This is a genomic window from Salidesulfovibrio brasiliensis JCM 12178 (genome assembly GCF_001311825.1).
Taxonomy (GTDB): Bacteria; Desulfobacterota; Desulfovibrionia; order Desulfovibrionales; family Desulfovibrionaceae; genus Pseudodesulfovibrio; species Pseudodesulfovibrio brasiliensis.
This window is the reverse complement of sequence record NZ_BBCB01000017.1, coordinates 26199-43878: the sequence shown is the minus strand read 5'-3', so window position 1 is coordinate 43878 and position 17680 is coordinate 26199. Positions and strand designations below refer to the sequence as shown.

At 55.2% G+C, this 17680-nt stretch carries 15 protein-coding genes and 2 pseudogenes; 8 read left to right on the top strand and 9 right to left on the bottom strand.

The features are described from left to right. Window positions 1–45: 45 nt before the first annotated feature. The 5 genes from JCM12178_RS06800 to JCM12178_RS06780 form a co-directional block, all read right to left on the bottom strand. Window positions 46–873 (bottom strand): glycine betaine ABC transporter substrate-binding protein, encoded by an 828-nt coding sequence (locus JCM12178_RS06800; protein ID WP_054649922.1) that lies wholly within the window; start codon window positions 871–873, stop codon window positions 46–48. A gap of 157 nt (window positions 874–1030) precedes the next feature. After that, a complete protein-coding gene (locus JCM12178_RS06795) occupies window positions 1031–1882 on the bottom strand; it encodes a glycine betaine ABC transporter substrate-binding protein (RefSeq protein WP_054649920.1) in 852 nt (283 codons plus the stop codon). A 21-nt stretch (window positions 1883–1903) separates the two neighbouring features. Beyond that, on the bottom strand, window positions 1904–2740 hold the full coding sequence (locus JCM12178_RS06790) for an ABC transporter permease (protein WP_157054812.1): 837 nt from the start codon (window positions 2738–2740) through the stop codon (window positions 1904–1906). Further along, a complete protein-coding gene (locus JCM12178_RS06785) occupies window positions 2727–3929 on the bottom strand; it encodes a quaternary amine ABC transporter ATP-binding protein (protein ID WP_054649916.1) in 1203 nt (400 codons plus the stop codon). The genes JCM12178_RS06790 and JCM12178_RS06785 overlap by 14 nt, the downstream gene beginning before the upstream one ends. A gap of 620 nt (window positions 3930–4549) precedes the next feature. Beyond that, the gene (locus JCM12178_RS06780; protein WP_054649926.1) at window positions 4550–5047 is read right to left on the bottom strand and encodes a peptidylprolyl isomerase; all 498 of its coding nucleotides are present in this window, start codon (window positions 5045–5047) and stop codon (window positions 4550–4552) included. A 371-nt stretch (window positions 5048–5418) separates the two neighbouring features. On the opposite strand from JCM12178_RS06780, the gene ilvB reads away from it, so the two are divergent. Both ilvB and ilvN read left to right on the top strand, forming a co-directional pair. After that, complete coding sequence (ilvB, locus tag JCM12178_RS06775; RefSeq protein ID WP_054649924.1) at window positions 5419–7098, top strand: acetolactate synthase large subunit; 1680 nt, start codon at window positions 5419–5421, stop codon at window positions 7096–7098. Continuing rightward, window positions 7091–7381 (top strand): acetolactate synthase small subunit, encoded by a 291-nt coding sequence (ilvN, locus tag JCM12178_RS06770; protein ID WP_054649914.1) that lies wholly within the window; start codon window positions 7091–7093, stop codon window positions 7379–7381. The genes ilvB and ilvN overlap by 8 nt, the downstream gene beginning before the upstream one ends. Before the next feature lie 3 nt (window positions 7382–7384). Here the strand turns inward: ilvN and JCM12178_RS06765 are convergent. The 4 genes and pseudogenes from JCM12178_RS06765 to dsrA all read right to left on the bottom strand — a co-directional run bounded on the left by JCM12178_RS06765 (window position 7385) and on the right by dsrA (window position 11658). After that, window positions 7385–8775, bottom strand: a pseudogene (locus JCM12178_RS06765) (cobyrinic acid a,c-diamide synthase CobB). Window positions 8776–8854: 79 nt separating this feature from the next. Next, window positions 8855–9103 (bottom strand): dissimilatory sulfite reductase D family protein, encoded by a 249-nt coding sequence (locus JCM12178_RS06760; protein ID WP_054649912.1) that lies wholly within the window; start codon window positions 9101–9103, stop codon window positions 8855–8857. 71 nt (window positions 9104–9174) lie between these two features. Further along, window positions 9175–10320, bottom strand: a complete 1146-nt coding sequence (gene dsrB, locus JCM12178_RS06755) for a dissimilatory-type sulfite reductase subunit beta (RefSeq protein ID WP_054649910.1) — start codon at window positions 10318–10320, stop codon at window positions 9175–9177. A gap of 18 nt (window positions 10321–10338) precedes the next feature. Next, window positions 10339–11658: a dissimilatory-type sulfite reductase subunit alpha gene (dsrA, locus tag JCM12178_RS06750; protein WP_054649908.1), complete on the bottom strand. Its 1320-nt coding sequence runs from the start codon at window positions 11656–11658 to the stop codon at window positions 10339–10341. 471 nt (window positions 11659–12129) lie between these two features. Here dsrA and JCM12178_RS06745 point away from each other — a divergent pair, with 471 nt between their 5' ends. The 6 genes and pseudogenes from JCM12178_RS06745 to asnB all read left to right on the top strand — a co-directional run bounded on the left by JCM12178_RS06745 (window position 12130) and on the right by asnB (window position 17347). Then, window positions 12130–12798: a YkgJ family cysteine cluster protein gene (locus JCM12178_RS06745; protein WP_054649906.1), complete on the top strand. Its 669-nt coding sequence runs from the start codon at window positions 12130–12132 to the stop codon at window positions 12796–12798. A 12-nt stretch (window positions 12799–12810) separates the two neighbouring features. Next, on the top strand, window positions 12811–13071 hold the full coding sequence (locus JCM12178_RS06740; RefSeq protein ID WP_054649904.1) for a hypothetical protein: 261 nt from the start codon (window positions 12811–12813) through the stop codon (window positions 13069–13071). 6 nt (window positions 13072–13077) lie between these two features. Then, complete coding sequence (locus JCM12178_RS06735) at window positions 13078–14142, top strand: SGNH/GDSL hydrolase family protein (protein ID WP_054649902.1); 1065 nt, start codon at window positions 13078–13080, stop codon at window positions 14140–14142. A gap of 206 nt (window positions 14143–14348) precedes the next feature. After that, the gene (locus tag JCM12178_RS17690; RefSeq protein ID WP_083465791.1) at window positions 14349–14957 is read left to right on the top strand and encodes a glycosyltransferase; all 609 of its coding nucleotides are present in this window, start codon (window positions 14349–14351) and stop codon (window positions 14955–14957) included. Window positions 14958–14961: 4 nt separating this feature from the next. Then, a complete protein-coding gene (locus tag JCM12178_RS06730; protein WP_172677083.1) occupies window positions 14962–15453 on the top strand; it encodes a glycosyltransferase in 492 nt (163 codons plus the stop codon). A 3-nt stretch (window positions 15454–15456) separates the two neighbouring features. Continuing rightward, window positions 15457–17347: pseudogene (gene asnB, locus JCM12178_RS06725) on the top strand (asparagine synthase (glutamine-hydrolyzing)). Window positions 17348–17680 lie beyond the last annotated feature (333 nt).

Here is a 17680-nt window from a genome sequence, read left to right as displayed (position 1 = left end):
CCCGCCGTCAGGCGGGGCTTTTATTACCTATTCAAGGATGGGCGACTACTTCAGCCAGCCGTCGACCTGTTCCTTGTTTTCCTTGATGAACTTCACCGCGTTTTCGTAGCGGTCAGCACCGTCTTCCTGGTTCCAGGCCATGAGCATCTGGAGCTGGTTGGCAGACTTGTACTTGAAGTTCTTCAGGAAGTTGTACACTTCCGGCATATCGGACTTCAGGTCCTTGCGAACGATGGTGTAGATCTCTTCTTCGCCACCGAGGACGCCCTTGGGGTCCTTGAGGTAGCGCAGGTCCCACTTGCCGAACATCCAGTGGGGCGACCACGTGGTGATGACAATGGGTTCCTTGTTCTTGTAGGAGGAGGCGAGCATGCCGACCATGGTCGCGCCGGTGCCTTCCACCAGTTCCATCTTGTCGAGGTTATACTCTTTCATGACTTCGTCGGAAAGACGCATCAGACCGGAGCCCGGATCGATGCCGTAGATCTTGCCGTCGAACATGTCGGCATTGGCGTTGAGCTGGTCAATGGAATCCACGCCCTTGACGTAGGTCGGAACAGCCCAGCCAAGGCGGGCGCCGCCAGCGATGGGGCCGAGTTTTTCGACCTTGCCTTCAACCTTCTTGAGGTAGTCGCCGTGCGTCACGGGCAACCAGGCAGTCACCATGCCGTCGACATCGCCGGTTCCCACGGCCTGCCACATGGCTGCGGCGGCAACGGGGTACAGCTCGACGTCGTAGCCCATGCGCTCCTGCAGCACGGCTTTCACCAGATTGGTGGAAGCGGCCGCGCAGTCCCATTCAACGTAGGCGAGTTTCACTTTCCCTTTGCCAGCGGTGGCAATAGCGGGGAAGGAGAAAAGAACGATGGCCATAGCCAAAACAAAAGAGTAAACCTGTTACGCAAGAGAACCTCCAGATTGGAGTTGAACAACCCCGGCCCGATCGTTTCACCCACCTGAGGGCGCGGGTCCGGGTCATTATGGAAACGCCACCCGCGAAACGGGCGGCGTTTCGTTAATCAGGAAGCGGCTACTTCAGCCAGCCGTCCACCTGATCCTTGTGCTTTTTGATGTATTCCTTGGCGGCGTCAGCAGGCTCCATGCCTTCACGGATGGAGACCATGACTTCGGCCATTTCGTCCGGGGACCACTTGAAGTTGTTCAGGAAGTTGTACACTTCGGGCATATCCTTATCCAGGCCCTTGCGGACGAGGGTCAGGATGGAGCCGTCTTCAGGATCGCCGAAGACACCCTTGGGGTCCTTGAGGTACTTGAGCTTCCAGGTTCCCCACTTCCAGTGCGGGGTCCAGCCGGTGACCACGACCCATTCGTTGCGACGGATGCTGTCCTTCAGGGCAGCGGTCATCATGGCGCCGGTGGAGTCAATCAGTTCCATCTTGTCTTCAAGGCCGTACTGCTCGATGGCATTTTCAGCCTGCTGCATGACACCTGCGCCGGGGTCGATGCCGATGATTTCACCGTCGAACTTGTCGGCGGCGTCCTTGAGTTCGGCAATGGAGTCGATGGTGACGTATTCGGGCACCACGAGACCGGACTGTACGCCGACCATGTTCGGGCCGAGGTTGACCAGTTCGTTCTTGGTGCGCTCAAGGTTGGCGGACTGGATGGGCTGCCAGGAGGAAACCATGCCGTCCACGTCGCCGGCAGCGACGGCCGCGTACATCGGGCCGACGGAAACCGGGATGATTTCGCATTCGTAGCCGAGGCGGTCTTCAAGAACAGCCTTGACAACGTTGGTGGAGGCCACTTCGGAGGACCACTCCACATAGGCCAGTTCGACCTTGCCCTTGGAGGCCAAGGCGGGGATTGCCATGGCCGCGCACAGGGCGATGGCCACGAGGGATACGATAAGTTTCTTCATTTTCTGTCTCCGTTTGAGTCGTTACGCTTTGCTGCGAGAGCCAAGCTTCTGCAGGATTCGGTCGAGAGCGATGGCCACGATGACGATGCCGATACCGGCCTCAAAGCCATCACCCATTTGCATACGCTGAATTGCCTTCCAAACTTCTCCGCCAAGACCACGCGCGCCGATCATGGCCGCGATGACGACCATGGAGAGCGCCAGCATGACGGTCTGGTTGACACCGGCCATGATGGTCGGAGTCGCCATGGGCAGCTCCAGTTTCACGAGGCGCTGCCAGCGGTTGGAACCGAACGCTTCGGCACACTCCACGAGCTCGCTCGGGACCTGCTTGATGCCCAGGCAGGTCAGGCGGATCGCCGGAGGCATGGCGAAGACGACGGTCGAGAAGATCGCCGCAACCTTGCCGAGGCCGAAGAACGGGATGGCAGGGATGAGGTAGACGAACGCGGGCATGGTCTGCATGACGTCGAGCACCGGCATGACCACACGGTACACCGGACGGCTCATGGCGGCGAAAATGCCCACGGGAACGCCGATGGCGATGGACACCAGAGTGGAAACCAGCACGAGCGCGATGGTGCTCATGGTTGCTTTCCAAAGGCCCATGCTCAGGATCAGCGTGAAGCCGATCAGGCAGAACACACCGATGCCCTTGCTCTTGGAAAGACGCCAGGCCAGCAGGGCGAAAAGCGGGATGAAAATCCACGGCGGCACGGCTTTCATGCCTGCCTCGATCCAGTCGAGACCGTTCTCCGTGACTTCGGAGAACGCCTTGGTCAGGAACGAAAGGTTCTCGACAAGAAAGTCGATGAAGGCTTCAATCCAGTCTCCGATGGGTATTCTAGGAATTGTCATCAACATTCCCCCTTTCCGCCAGTGCACCGAGCAGGGTACCGCGGACGATCACGCCCTTGAGCCTGCCCTTTTCATTCACGACCGCCAGCGGGTACGGCAGGTCGTAGATAATCTGAATCAGTTCGCTAGCCGGGGTGTCCAGGGTCACGGTAACGGGATCCTTGGTCATGACGGACGTCAGGTCCCGGCTGTCTTTTTCAATGAGTTCCTTGCAATCCTCAACCGAGATAACACCGGCGACCTTGTGGTCGTTGTCGATGACAAAGAGGCCAGAGATGGCGTGCTTGCGCATCTTGCGCAGCGCGGAGCGGGGGCCGTCGCTCTTGAGGTAGGCCACGGCTTCGCACTTCTTCATCACGGATTCGGCGGTGAGCACCTGCGTAATGTCGGCGTTCTCGACGAAACGCTCCACGTAGTCGTTGGCCGGGCTGGTGAGGATGTCCTCGGGGGTGCCGATCTGCACGATGCGGCCGTCCTTCATCAGCACGATGCGGTCGCCCAGCTTCAGGGCTTCGTCAAGGTCGTGCGAAATGAAGAGGATGGTCTTGTGCATCTCGTCCTGCAGGTTGATCAACTCGTCCTGCATATCGCTACGGATCAGCGGGTCGAGCGCGGAAAACGCCTCGTCCATGAGCAGGATGTCCGGATCGAGTGCAAGGGCGCGGGCGAGGCCAACGCGCTGCTGCATGCCACCGGAGAGTTGCTCCGGATAGGAATCCTCCCAGCCGCCGAGGCCGACGATGGAAAGCGCCTCGTTGGCCTTCTTGCGGCGTTCGGACGCAGACACGCCCTGAATCTCCAGACCGTATTCGGCGTTCTGCGCAACGGTGCGGTGCGGATACAGCGCAAAATTCTGGAAGACCATACCGAGCTTGGTCAGACGAACCATACGCAACTCTTCACGATTCAGTTCAGTGATGTTCTGTCCGTCGATGCGAATGGTGCCCGCAGTGGGCTCAATGAGACGATTGACGCAGCGAACCAGTGTGGATTTACCGCTACCGGAAAGGCCCATGACCACGACGATTTCGCCTTCTTCCACGGTAAAGCTGGCGTTGTTGACGCCGACCCCGTGCTTGGTCTTTTCCATGATCTCGTCCTTCGTGGCGCCCTTCTCAAGCATTGGAAGGACCTTGGACGGATTGGGCCCAAAGATTTTGTAAAGATTCTCAACTTCTATTTTAGCCATACATACTCCTGGAACACGTGAAGACACGGCTTTCATTGATGAAAGCCGTCACATCATCCAATAAGGAAAAAGGGGTTAGAGAAGAGGATACCTCTCGCGCAGGCCTCTCGGAATGTGAGCCGAACGGCAGGCCGGACATTGGCCCGCCAAGCCTAAAAAAGGGTTTTCGCAGGATGTAATCATTGGGTTTTTGTCGATTGCAACAATAACGGGCTAAAGCAGTAAGAGACGATACATTAATAAATGTCTATTGTAGAAAAGAAACATCATTCAATGCAACGTCGTTTCAGCTTAGTTTATTACAAATGCAACTCCTGACTACCACCTACTACATTGCAGTTTTTCGCCTTTCGGCAGCGCAGCCATACAGTGAATGACTGCAGCCATATTGTATTACACAATACCCGAACCACTGTCAAATGCAGGTAAATTTCCAGATTTCTCCTTCATAGACGCAATTACAACCGATTATGCCGATTCTCGCCCGATTAGCACCCCAAAATCGATAGTATATGTCGGTATCATTGTGCCCCTTACTGCCTACATCCTCAGACAGCGTTCACACAAAAAAAAGGCCGGGAAACAAACCCCGGCCTTTCGCTTTTCGTTCAAAAACTCGATTAATCTTCGATTTCGTACGCCTTCTCGATGACAATGGACTCAGATGGCACATTTTCATGGAATCCGAAGTTGCCGGTTTCGGCCTTGCGCATCTTGTCGATGACGTCAGTGCCCTCAACAACCTTGCCGAACACACAGTAGCCCCAGCCCTGAGGGTTCTTGGCGCGGAAATCCAAAAAGCTGTTGTCGGCCACGTTCACGAAGAACTGGGCCGTGGCGGAGTGCGGTTCCATGGTCCGGGCCATGGACACGGTGTACATTTCGTTCTTCACGCCGTTGTCGGCCTCGTTCTCCACCGGGTCCTTGGTGGGCTTCTGGGCCATATCCGGGGTGAAGCCGCCACCCTGAACCATGAACCCGTCGATCACGCGGTGAAAGATGGTGCCGTCGTAAAATCCCTCGCGGACGTATTCCAAAAAGTTCTCGACGGTCTTGGGTGCCTTGTCGGCATACAGTTCCATGGTGAACTCGCCCATGGTGGTTTCAAACTTTATCATGATCATATTCTCCTTGTTGGCATGGTGTTGTCAGGCCTTGGCTGTACCAGAGCGGGAGCGGTCTGGCAATCACGGCGTCAACCTCCAGTCTGAAGAATAATGCCGTGAGGGGGTTGACAGCAATTCCCCATCACGTCTATCGTTTTTCGAACAAAAACTAGGAAGCCTCATGCATCGCCACGATTATGCCATACATCACACACTGAACGTCGCCGACGTTCTGGTAGTAGTATGCGTAGTCGAAACCGTTGCACCATAACGGGGCCTTCACTCGCATGAAAACGCCCCCGCCGGTGCAACCGGCGGGGGCGATGCTTTTTCAGGCAGCCGAACACCGCCGGACCGGCCCGGGCAAACCGAGGAGGATTGCCATGCCGTCCATGACAGGAGCGGAGCTGCTCATCAGGCTGCTTGAACGCCAAAAGATCAAAACCATCGCCGGGATTCCCGGCGGCACCAACCTTCCCATCTACGATGCCCTTGGCCGCAGCGAGCGCATCCGCCATGTGCTCGCCCGGCACGAACAGGGAGCCGCTTTCATGGCGCAAGGCATGGCCCGCTCCACCGGAAGGCCTGCCGTGTGCATGGCGACCTCCGGTCCCGGCGCCACCAACCTGCTTACCGCCGTGGCCGACGCCAAGCTCGACTCCATCCCCATCATTTGCATTACCGGTCAGGTTCCTCTCAGCCTCATCGGCACGGACGCCTTTCAGGAGATGGACATTTACGGCATGAGCATCCCCGTCACCAAGCACAACTACCTTGTCCGCTCCGCGCAGGAACTGCTTCACGTTGTCCCGGAGGCGTTCCGCATCGCCGCATCGGGCAGGCCCGGCCCGGTCCTCATCGACATCCCCAAGGACGTCCAGTGCCAGACCATCGACGTGCCACGCCTGCCCGCTCCCGGCGAACCCGAAGCCGCCCCGGACATGGACAGGGAGGCCATTGACAAAGCAGCACGCATGATCGACCACGCCAAACGGCCGATTCTGTATCTTGGCGGGGGCGTGACCCAGTCCGACTGTGCGGGCATCGCCACAAGGCTTGCGGAAAAAGGCTCGCTCCCCTCCACCATGACCCTCATGGGACTCGGCGCGCTGCCACATGACCACCCGCTCTCCCTCGGCATGCTCGGCATGCACGCGGCCAAGCACACCAACATGGCCCTTGAGGAATGCGACCTGCTCATCGCCGCAGGCGTTCGCTTCGACGACCGCGCCACCGGCAGGCTTGAAGGGTTCTGCCCGGACGCCGACATCATCCACATCGACATCGACCCCGGCGAACTGGGCAAGCTGAAGACCGACTGCGTGGGCATCACCGCCGACGTCACGTCCGCGCTGGGTGCCCTGCTCGACTCCATCAGCACGCAGGACCGTAGCGGCTGGCTTTCTCGTATCGGGGAACTCAAAAAGCAATACCCCGCCCTGCTGCCCGGCACGGATGACCCGACCTCGCCCTACGGCCTTGTGAGCGCAACCGCCGCCCTGCTGGGGCCGGACGCCATCGTGACCACCGACGTGGGCCAGCATCAGATGCGCGCGGCACAGGCCTACCCTGTTACGCGCCCCCGCCAGTTCCTCACCTCCGGAGGACTCGGAACCATGGGGTTCGGCATCCCTGCTGCCATCGGCGCGGCGCTGGCGCATCCGGACAGAACAGTGGTCTGTTTCACCGGCGACGGCAGCATGCTCATGAACATTCAAGAGCTGGCAACCGCCGCCGAGCAGCAACTCAACATCAAGATCATTCTTGCGGACAACGGCGCGCTCGGTCTTGTTCAGCAACAGCAGGAACTGTTCTACGAAGACCGCAAGTTCGCCTCCAGCTACGCAAATCGCATCGATTTCACGACCATAGCCAAAGGCTTCGGCATTGAAGCCGTCGACCTTGCCGACTGCGACTCGCCCATGGCGGTCATGACCAAAGCAATGCGCTCAACCGGCCCTGCCCTCATCCGCATCCCCGTTCAGGCGGCTGACAACGTCTATCCCATGGTGCCCCCGGGCGCTGCCAACAGCACCATGATCGAAGGAGCATCCAATGCCTAATACTGCCAATCGCGTCGTTCTGGACCTGATCGTCAACAACCACCCCGGCGTCATGTCGCATGTCTGCGGCCTCTTCGCGCGCCGGGCATTCAATGTCGAAGCCATCCTCGTCCTGCCCCTCGGCGGAGGCGAAACCAGCCGCATCCAGCTTCTGGTGGACGCTGACCAGCGGCTCGACCAGATGGTCAAGCAGGCGGAAAAGCTTCGTGACGTGCACGAAGTTTCGCTGTGCGATGCTGAATCATCGCCGTTTGAAGAACTGGGCAGGGAGTTTGCCGCGTAGGAATCAGCTGGCCCGGTAGGCCTCGGCTGCGGCAACGAATCGCGTTGCCCAGCCGGGGACGGCCAGTGCGTGAATGTGGTTGTATGCGGCGAAGGTTCGGTTGGCGACCAGCCCGTCGCGGCTGTCGAGCATCCCGCCGCCCCGGTGCATGGCGAGGGCGAACTGAAGACTCTCAGGTGCGTCCGTCACACAGCGCGAGTAGTGAAACTCATGCCCCGGCACAACCTCTCCGGAAGCGTAAAACGGATTCTCGGCCACCGCTTCGGCACGCGTATACCCGAGCCTTGCGGACGCTGACAGAAAGTGGTTCGAACCGGGAAGACGCCCGCCATGGGATAGGAATGGCCGTCGAACTCCAGCGCACTGCACAGATACATGAACCCGCCACACTCGGCGTAAATCGGCAGATCGTTGTCCGAAAGATTCTTTACCCGTTCGCGGACAACCCTGTTTGCAGCCAGCGGTTCGGCAAATGTCTCGGGAAATCCTCCGCCGATGTAGAGGCCGTCGAGTTCCGGCCAGCCACCATCATCAAGGAGGGACAGTCGGACCAGTTCCGCACCGGCGCGTTCCAGTGCTTCGAGGTTTTCTCGGTAATAGAACCAGAAGGCGGCATCGTGAACATAGCCGATACGCACGGACTTGGCCTTTTCCGTCTCCGGCCAAAGCGGGGCAGCCTCGGCCAGTTCCGGCGAAGCCTCGGCGATCGTTGTCAGCGCTGGCACATCGACCCACTCGCTGAACAGATCGGCCACTGCGTCAAGCGCACGCTCCTCGCCGCAATACCCGTCTGCTGCGTATTCGGCATGTGAGACCAGCCCCATGTGCCGCTCGGGGATGGGGTTATTGCGTATTTTAGGGAGCATACCGAGCACGGGAATATCCGTGTGCTCCCGGATGCTCCGCTCGAGCACAGAGCGGTGCCGCTCGCCCGCCGTCCTGTTCAGGATCACGCCAGCCAGATTCAACCCCTTTTCGAACGCAGCGCATCCGGCCACCACAGCCGCGGCCGTGCGGGTCATTTTTGTGGCGTCAAGCACCATGACAACTGGCGCGTCAAGACAACGTGCAAGCTCGGCTGTCGAGCATGATCCATGCTCGTCCTTGCCGTCAAAGAGGCCGCGATTGCCTTCAATGACGGCAATATCGCCACCACTTGCATAGTGCTGAAACTGGGAACGCAGCCGATCCTGCGGAAGAAAGAAGGGGTCGAGATTGGAACAGGTGTGCCCGCTGGCAAGACCCAGCCAGGTGGCGTCAATGTAGTCCGGACCCTTTTTAAAAGGGCGGACATCGCGGCCCTGACGCAAAAGCTCCCGACACAGGCCGAGAGAGACGATGGTCTTTCCGGAGCCGCCGGAGAGCCCGGTGATTACGAGCCGAGGAGTCGTCACGATTGCCTAGGTACCTGTGAATTGAAAAAGCCTTGCCCAAACGAAAGGGCAAGGCTTGATTACCGTTGTGGGGTGAAGTCTAGCCTTCGCCCTCAGCGGCGGCCTGCTTGCCTGCGCCAGCCATACCATACATGGTGGTGCTGCCGGAGGACCAGAAGACCAGCTTTTCTTCGTTCACCAGAGCGGTGAGGACTTTCTTGACCTCGCGGCTCTTTGCATCCGGGAAAAGCTTGGTGAAATCGTTAAAGTAGAACTTGGACTTGGACTTGGACTTGGATTCGCAGAACTGAAGGATTTCAGCTTTTGCGGCTTCTACATCGAGAGGCATATCCGTGCTCCTTCTCGTTATGGTAAAAATGGGGTGCGGCAAAATGCCGCACCCCTTCAGAGTCTAGCGGTTTACCACTTGAACTGCGTGGTCTGGCGCCAGGTGTAGTAAGCGGGGTCGCGGAAGTCGTCGATCAGGTGTTCGGAGAACTCGAGATCACAGACTTCAAAGAAGCGTTCCCAGCCAATACGGTTGGCCCAGTCACCGAGGCGCTCGTACTTGTTGGCGCCTTCGGAGTAGGCGGTCAGGATCCGCTTGATCACATCGGTCATTTCAGGCCAACGCGGGGTGTTGTTCGGGAGGAACGGCACCACGACCTTGGAGAAAGCCGGCTTGGTGATACGGTTGGAGATCTTGCCGCCGACCATGATGGCAACACCGTCGCCCTGGCTGTCGGACAGCGGCAGGGACGGGCACATGGTGTAGCAGTTACCGCAGAACATGCAGCGCTCTTCCTTGATCGCGACCGTCTTGTACTGAGTACCTTCGATCTCGACCTTGGACGGGCGGATCGCGCCGGTGGGGCAGGAAGCCACGGCCAGCGGGATTTCGCAGAGGTTGTCCAGGTACTTGTGGTCGATCATCGGCGGCTTGCGGTGCACGCCGAGGATAGCGATGTCGGAGCAGTGCACGGCGCCGCACATGTTCAGGCAGCAAGCCATGGCGATGCGGACCGGAGCGGGCAGCTTCATGTCGGTGAACTGATCGAACACGGCGTCCATGGTAGCCTTGACGGTACCGGAAGCGTCAGTAGCCGGGGTGTGGCAGTGAACCCAACCCTGGGTGTGAACGATGTTGGAAACACCGGCACCGGTGCCGCCGACGGGGAACTTGTAGGAGCCCTGGCCGAACTTCTGTTCGTTCAGGAACTTCTTCAGAGCAAGGGCTTCGTCCTTGGTCTCCACCATGAACTCGATGTTGTTACGAGTGGTGAAGCGGAGGTAGCCGCCGCAGTATTTGTCAGCGATGTCGCAGATCTCGCGGATCATGGTGACGGACATCAGGCGGGCGGTACCCGCACGGACAGTGTACACTTCATCACCGGATTCGGCAGCATGCATGAGCACGCCCGGCTCCAGGATTTCATGGTAGACCCACTTGCCGAAGTTCTTCTCGATAACCGGCGGCAGGAACTCGGTGAAGTGCTGGGGACCGATGTCCGTGATCCGGTTTTCCATCGGTTTTTCGGGATTGTATCCGGAAGAAATGAAAGCCATATCTGTTTCCTCCTAAGCTTAGCGCAGGTGGCGTTCGCGGTATTCGTTGATGTCGCGGTCCCAGCCGCCTTCCACTTCATCAGCCTTCCAGAAGATGTAGGGATTGTGGCGGGGTTCCTGAACCATGCGGACATCCACCGGGACGCCGGCGGCTTCGGCCAGAGCGGCAAAGCCCAGACGCTTCATGGTTTCACCGAGACGCTCGCGGTTCTTGCCTTCTTCCATCCACCAGTCCCAGACACCTTCAATGATGTCCTTGATGGCCTGGTAGTCGTCGTCCTTGTTCACTTCGACGAACGGGACGAGCAGGGAACCCATCTGAGGACCGTCGAGGATCGGAGCCTTCGCACCGCAGAGGATGGAGGTACCGGTTTCTTCGCCGATTCTCAGAGCGCGCGGCATGGTGTTGATGCAGTGCATGCAACGGACGCATTCCTTGTTGTTGATGGCGAGCTTGCCACCTTCGTAGGAGATGCACTTGGACGGGCAGAGCTCGACCACTTCCTTGACGATGTCGAACTTGCCCCAGTCACGACCGGAGTGAGCACCGGCGTTGGGAGCGAATTCGCCGCCGACGTAGGCAGCCACGGCTCCCTGGTCGATGCGGATGTCGCCCTTCCAGGTGCCGACGAACGCCATGTCGGAGCGGGCCAGTGCTGCAACGCAGCCGTTGGCACAGGCGTCGAACTTGAACTTGAACTTGTAGGGGAATGCCGGACGGTGCAGTTCATCCTGGTATTCCATAGTCAGGTTGTAGCACAGTTCCTGAGAGTCGTAACAGGCGTATTCGCAACGGGACATGCCCATGCAAGCGGCCGGGGTACGCAGGTTGGAACCGGAACCACCGAGGTCGTTGTTCATGTTGTGGGTCAGTTCGAAGAAGATTTCTTCGAGCTGCGGGGTCTGGGTACCGAGAAGCACGATGTCACCGGTGGAGCCGTGCATGTTGGTCAGACCGGAGCCACGGAGATCCCACAGGTCGCAGAGTTCGCGCAGGAACTTGGTGGTGTAGAATTTACCGGCGGGCTGAGCCACGCGGACGGTGTGGAAGTGTGCAACACCGGGGAACATTTCCGGCTGGTCGCAGTAACGGCCGATAACGCCGCCGCCGTAACCGAAGACACCGACGATACCGCCGTGCTTCCAGTGAGTTTCACCATCGGTGAAGGACAGTTCGAGAACGCCGAGCAGGTCCTCGGGACAGTCAACAGGAATCTGGTAGTCGAGACCCTTTTCGTTCTTGGCGCGAGCCTCGGCCTCCTGCTTGATGTCGGACACGAAGCTGGGCCACGGGCCGCTTTCCAGCTGGTCCAACAGCGGAGTTTTGTGTTTCGCCATTCCCTTAACCTCCATGGTTTGGTTAGTACGTTGCCATCAAACGCAGTCCGTCCGGGACAACTGAGCTTACTAAAAAAATCAAAGCCCGGACGCCTTCTCAACATGGCAAGCCAACGAATACCCCTGGGAATAGGTGGAATTCGCTGGATACTGGGGAAGCCCAACCTACTGGACCCTCCAGTTTCTTGTCAACCCCTCAACGCCCCGGAACCTCTTAGGTATTAGAGGTATAATGGACGTTTTTTTCTGGGCCGACACGTTGTCTGATGCATATTTGCTCATTTATTCACAAACGAGCCTGTCTGCAATTGTGAACCTATGTTTGGTTAACTCAAAAAGATCACTGCGGCAAGCAGAATCCCCGGCCGGACGAAAGCCCTTGTGACCTCTTGCACTCCGGCCCCAGTCAGCGTATCAGTACCCCGAATCAGCCGCCCGAAGCGGCCGAAAACCTTTCGGAGGACCACGCAAATGACCAATACGGGTGACACCAAAGGCTGCACCATGTGCGGCACCTGCTGCATAAAAGGCGGCGCCACCCTGCACAGCGAAGATCTGCCCCTGATTCGCGAGGGCGTCTTCGACCTCACAGACCTTGTTACGCTCCGCAAGGGCGAGATGGCCCACGATCCGGTTCAGGGCATCCTTGTGCCCCTCGAAGAGGAGATTATCAAGCTGCGCGGCCGGGACAGGTCCTGGACCTGCACCTTTTACGAGCCGGAAAGCCGCGCCTGCACCATATACGACAACCGGCCGGCCGAATGCCGGGTGCTCGACTGCAACGACACGGCCCCGCTGGCCGAGATGTATGACGTTGACCGCATAAACCGCGCCGACCTGCTGCCCGAGGGGCATCCGCTGCTCGAGCTTGCCGCCGAGCATGAAGAAAAATGTCCTCCGCGCGAACTGACCCGGCTTGGCTCGGCAGCCAAGGCCGACGACGTCGACGCATACCGCGCGCTGATCGAAATGGTCACGTATGACCGCGAAATACGCCGTCTGGCCACGGAACGCGGCAACCTGCCTGAAGAAAGCCTCGACTTCTTCCTTGGTCGGAGCATGGAAGCGCTTCTGGCCACTGTCGGCATTCGCGTGCGTAGCGGCGCACAGGGACTCAAGCTGGTTTTTCGCGGAAAATAGGGAGAATCGACGATGAAAGACGAACGCGGCTACTACTACCACCCTTCCCTTCAGGACAAGGCCGTGCGCATGTACGTGCGTGAAAGTGAAGATGGTCAACTGGAATTTCGCCTCTACAACGAATTCCAGCCCGAAATCTGGGACCGTCACCCCTGGCTTCCCCTTGAGGTCGTCCAGCAAGCTGCTGAGATGTATCGGGAACGCGGCACCGACCGAAACCCCATGGCCCTCTACGACGAAGAAACCGCACGGCTGGTGCTCAGCGGGAAGTAACACTCCATGCTCAAGAACATCCTCCTCACACTGGTATCCATCCTGTTTTGCCTGTTGGTGCTGGAACTCACATTACACTTTCTGCCAGTAGACGAGGGACTTCGCACACAACCTGTCAACGAATCCGCTCCGATCTATCACTTTGAACCAAACAGGGTTTCTACTTGGTCTCGTTTTCCAGATTTTTCGATGAGGAACGAAGTTCGCACGAACAACTACGGCTTCCTCAACGATCAGGATTACACTCCGGATGGAGAATTACCTGTGCTTGCGGTCATTGGCGACTCTTATGTTGAGGCGGCAATGGTCCCCTATAAGGACACCCTGCATGGCAGGCTGGCCGACGACTTCAAAAACGAATATAGAGTGTACAGCTTTGGCGTATCAGGGGCACCTCTGAGTCAGTATCTTGCATTCGCCGAGTTCGCCCGCGACGAATTCAAGCCCCAAAAAATGGTATTTATAGTAGTGGGAAACGACTTCGACGAGAGCCTTGTTAATTTCAAGCAATCTCCAGGCTTTCATTACTTCGCACCCAACCCTGACGGCAAGTTGAATCTGGTGCTCAAGGACTATGAGCCTTCCGCAGGAAAGGAGATTCTGGCAGCCTCTCATCTCGTCAGATATCTTGTGATCAATGTAAGGGTACAAGATGTTTTCAAACATATTATTACCCCAAATCGAGATGGCAATTATGTAGGCCAGACCATTGCGAATTCGGAAGAGCAAAGAGTATCCGCCTCTCAAAAGGCTGTTATGGCCTTTCTGGAGATGTTGCCTGAGAAATCCGGGCTTCGGCCTGAAAGCATCATATTTGTAGTCGACGGCCCCAGACCGCACCTCTACGAAGATGACTGGACCCTACAGGTCAAGAACAGTTATTTTGAAATTATGAGGGATTTCTTCATAGATAAAGCACACGAGCGAGGATATAACACAATTGATATGACTCCTCTCTTTATTAATGACTACAAGGGTAATCACCTTAAATTTGAATACCCCAAGGATGGGCACTGGAATGCTCGTGGCCACTCCTTAGCTGCTGAAGCCGTACAAAAAAAGTTACAATGATCGCAGGCTCAAGGCTCATATAACAACGCTTAGGATGTATGATCCATCTTGACAAATATCGTCAATGCGCCTTCACTAACTTTATAAAACGATTCAGCACCTGAAGCCCAGCTATAGTAGGATCACTAAATCCATTGTATAAGCTTTTCTCACAAAAATAGCCCAAATTCGTCAGTACTTACATTTCAGGCCCTTGAGGAGTTCGAATGAAGATTTCTCTAATTATTGGTGCTATTCACGGCGGAGGTGCACAACGCGTTGTATGCCTTCTTGCCAATGCCTGGGTCCAAGCGGGACATAATGTCACGGTCTTCCACTATGATCGCCTTGCTGACCGCTTTCCTTTTGACCAGCACACCAACCTCAAGATTGAAAGGTTGCCCCTTGACTTACCTGTGTGCAACAAATTTCAAGCTGCTATACGGATTATAAAAGATGCACAAAAACTACGGAACAGACTTATCAAGCAGTCGCCTGATGCTGTGGTTTCTTTCTTGCCACAAACCAATGTCCTCTCTGTGCTTGCATGCTTAGGAACCCATATACCCATTGTTGTCACTGAATTATGCCATCCTGAATATGATAGGATCGGCAATATATGGCCCCTGCTTCGTAAGCTGACTTACCGTTTTGCAGACGAGGTCATTGTACAGACAAAAGACATAAGGGATTGGTTCCTACAGAACGTCCCCTGCAGGCTCTCTGTTATACCAAACTCTGTGCCTCAACCACCAGTACGTCGAGTGCACGAGCCTTCTTCTACTCGCAAGAGAATAATTACTGCAGCTCGACTTTGTTTTCAAAAAAAATCTTGACAGCTTGCTCGAAGCTTATGCCTCACTCTCCGACACCCATCCCCATTGGGATTTGGTCATTTACGGAGAAGGAGAAGACCGGCCAATGCTTGAGAAGATGATTGAAAAAGAAGGACTGACCGGGCGTGCCACATTGCCTGGATGGACAACCTCTCTATCTGAGCAGCTGGCCAACTCTCACATTTTCGTTCTTCCTTCACGCTTTGAAGGAATGCCAATGGCACTCTCTGATGCGATGAGTATTGGCCTCCCATGCATTTCAACGAATTGCCCTAGCGGCCCATCCGAACTCATCATAGATGGGCATAACGGCTTACTTGTTCCTGTCGAAGACGTGCATGCGCTGAAGAGCGCCATGGACAAACTAATGTCTTCATCAGAATTGCGCATGCGCATTGGGAAGGAAGCGACATTTGTAACAGAATTGTTTAGCCAAGAATCAGCCCTGATAAGGTGGCAGGAATGCCTTCAAAGGGCCATCGAAAGGAATAGGTGATATATGTGTGGTGTCTGTGGAATGCTTTCACCTCAACACAGTGTGGATGAAACCACTATCCGAAGGATGACAAATTCATTAGCTCACCGAGGTCCTGACGACTCTGATATTTGGCTTGATATAATACATGGTATAGGGCTAGGACATCGACGGCTGTCGATCATTGATTTGTCTCCCTTGGGGAGACAGCCAATGCAGTCCTCTTGTGGACGCTACGTCATCGCTTACAATGGCGAAGTATACAATTTCAAACAGTTACGTGATGAACTTTCCGTATTGGGTCACACTTTCCGTGGGGACTCTGACACTGAGGTCATATTGGCTGCCATAGTTCAATGGGGGCTTAATGTTGCATTATCACGATTTGTTGGAATGTTTGCAATAGCGATATGGGATAGAAAGCGACACGCTCTATCACTTGTTCGAGACCGGCTTGGTATCAAGCCTATGTATTACGGATGGGCCGATAATCGATTCGTCTTTGGCTCCGAGCTCAAGTCTCTCTGCAACTGCCAAAACTTTAATAAAACGATCGATCGCGAATCATTAAGGCAGTACTTCCGATACGGATATATACCCGCTCCTAGATCAGTATACAAAAACGCTCGCAAACTCGAACCGGGCACAATTCTAACGATTTCGACGGATCGCATGACGACTCACGTCGAACGGTATTGGTCTGTGCTTGATGTTTGGAATAAAGGGGCATGTGAACCATTTCAAGGGTCACTTGAAGATGCAGAAGAACATTTGGAGCGACTGCTAGAAGAAGCGGTGGAAAGTCGCATGATCTCAGATGTGCCCTTAGGGGCTCTTCTTTCTGGAGGAATAGACTCTTCAATAGTAGTGGCTTTGATGCAAAAAAGACGATCTACGCCAGTCAAAACATTCTCTATAGGATACAACGAAAGTATATATAATGAATCACAGCATGCTCGTGCTGTTGCCGAGTATATCGGCACCAAGCATACAGAACTTTTCCTCACTCCAAGAGAGATGTTAAACGTTATCCCTAAAATCCCACACTATTGATGAACCTTTTGCCGACTCCTCACAAATCCCAACATATTGTGTTTCACAGTTAACAAGAGACCATGTTACCGTGGCACTTTCCGGTGACGGGGGAGACGAATTATTTGGTGGATATCAACGCTATCATTGGATGGAGAATTGGAAACGACTGAAGAAAATTCCATTACAATTCCGGAAAGCATTAACTCGCCTAATCAAGAGAATACCCCGTAGAGCATTCGGAATTGCAGGCTCAATCGGATTTAAGATTCGATGGAGGTTAGACATGCTGAGTCTTACGGAGTTCAATGGATTCTACCGGTATTTCCTTAGCCACAACCAGCATGCTCACCAATTGGTCTTGGGTGCCTCTGAGCCCCCTTGCTCCATCACTGCTAGACACAATATGATGTTTGATGACCTTTTGAGTCAAATGACCCTCTGGGATGCAAAGATGTACTTGCCTGATGACATTCTCACTAAAACAGATAGAGCAAGCATGGCACACGGACTGGAATTGCGTGTTCCGCTTCTCGATCACAGAGTTGTAGAATTCGCAGCAACACTTCCACGTGAGTACAAGGTCAATAGCGGCATTGGCAAACAGGTACTTAGAAATATCCTGTATAAATATGTCCCTTCCGAATTAGTTGATAGGCCCAAAATGGGATTCGGGGTACCCGTTGCGGAATGGCTTAGAGGAGACCTTCGTGAATGGTGCCATGATTTGCTCAGTTCACAACGGATTAAAGAACAAGCATATATCGACGCAGGAGAAGTACAGCGAATTCTCAAAGGCTTCGACCAAGGCGAAACTATGTGGTGCCACCATCTTTGGGACATCTTGATGTTTCAAGCCTGGCTGGAGGAGTGGAAATGCTGAACCGTTCACAGTTTAAGCATTTTTTAATGGAAAGCGGCCTATGCATTGACAGAGTCAGGTTGCTTGACTGGATTGTAAAAAGGCCCCTCTTGAAAACCATTTTTTTTTCGTTTTTTGAGATTACGGTTTTCACCAGGCATTCTCAAAAACGCTCGCTCACAAAACGAAACAGACAAAGAACGAGGACGTTTATTCTCTTTGGCTATTTCGTATCTTAATGTCGGTGACACCTATAAAACCACAGGCAAGAAAAGAACAAATGCTGCCGATGATTTGTTGGTAAAACTCGCGAAAAAATTTGAAAATCCATCACTACTTGACGTTGGAAGCTCT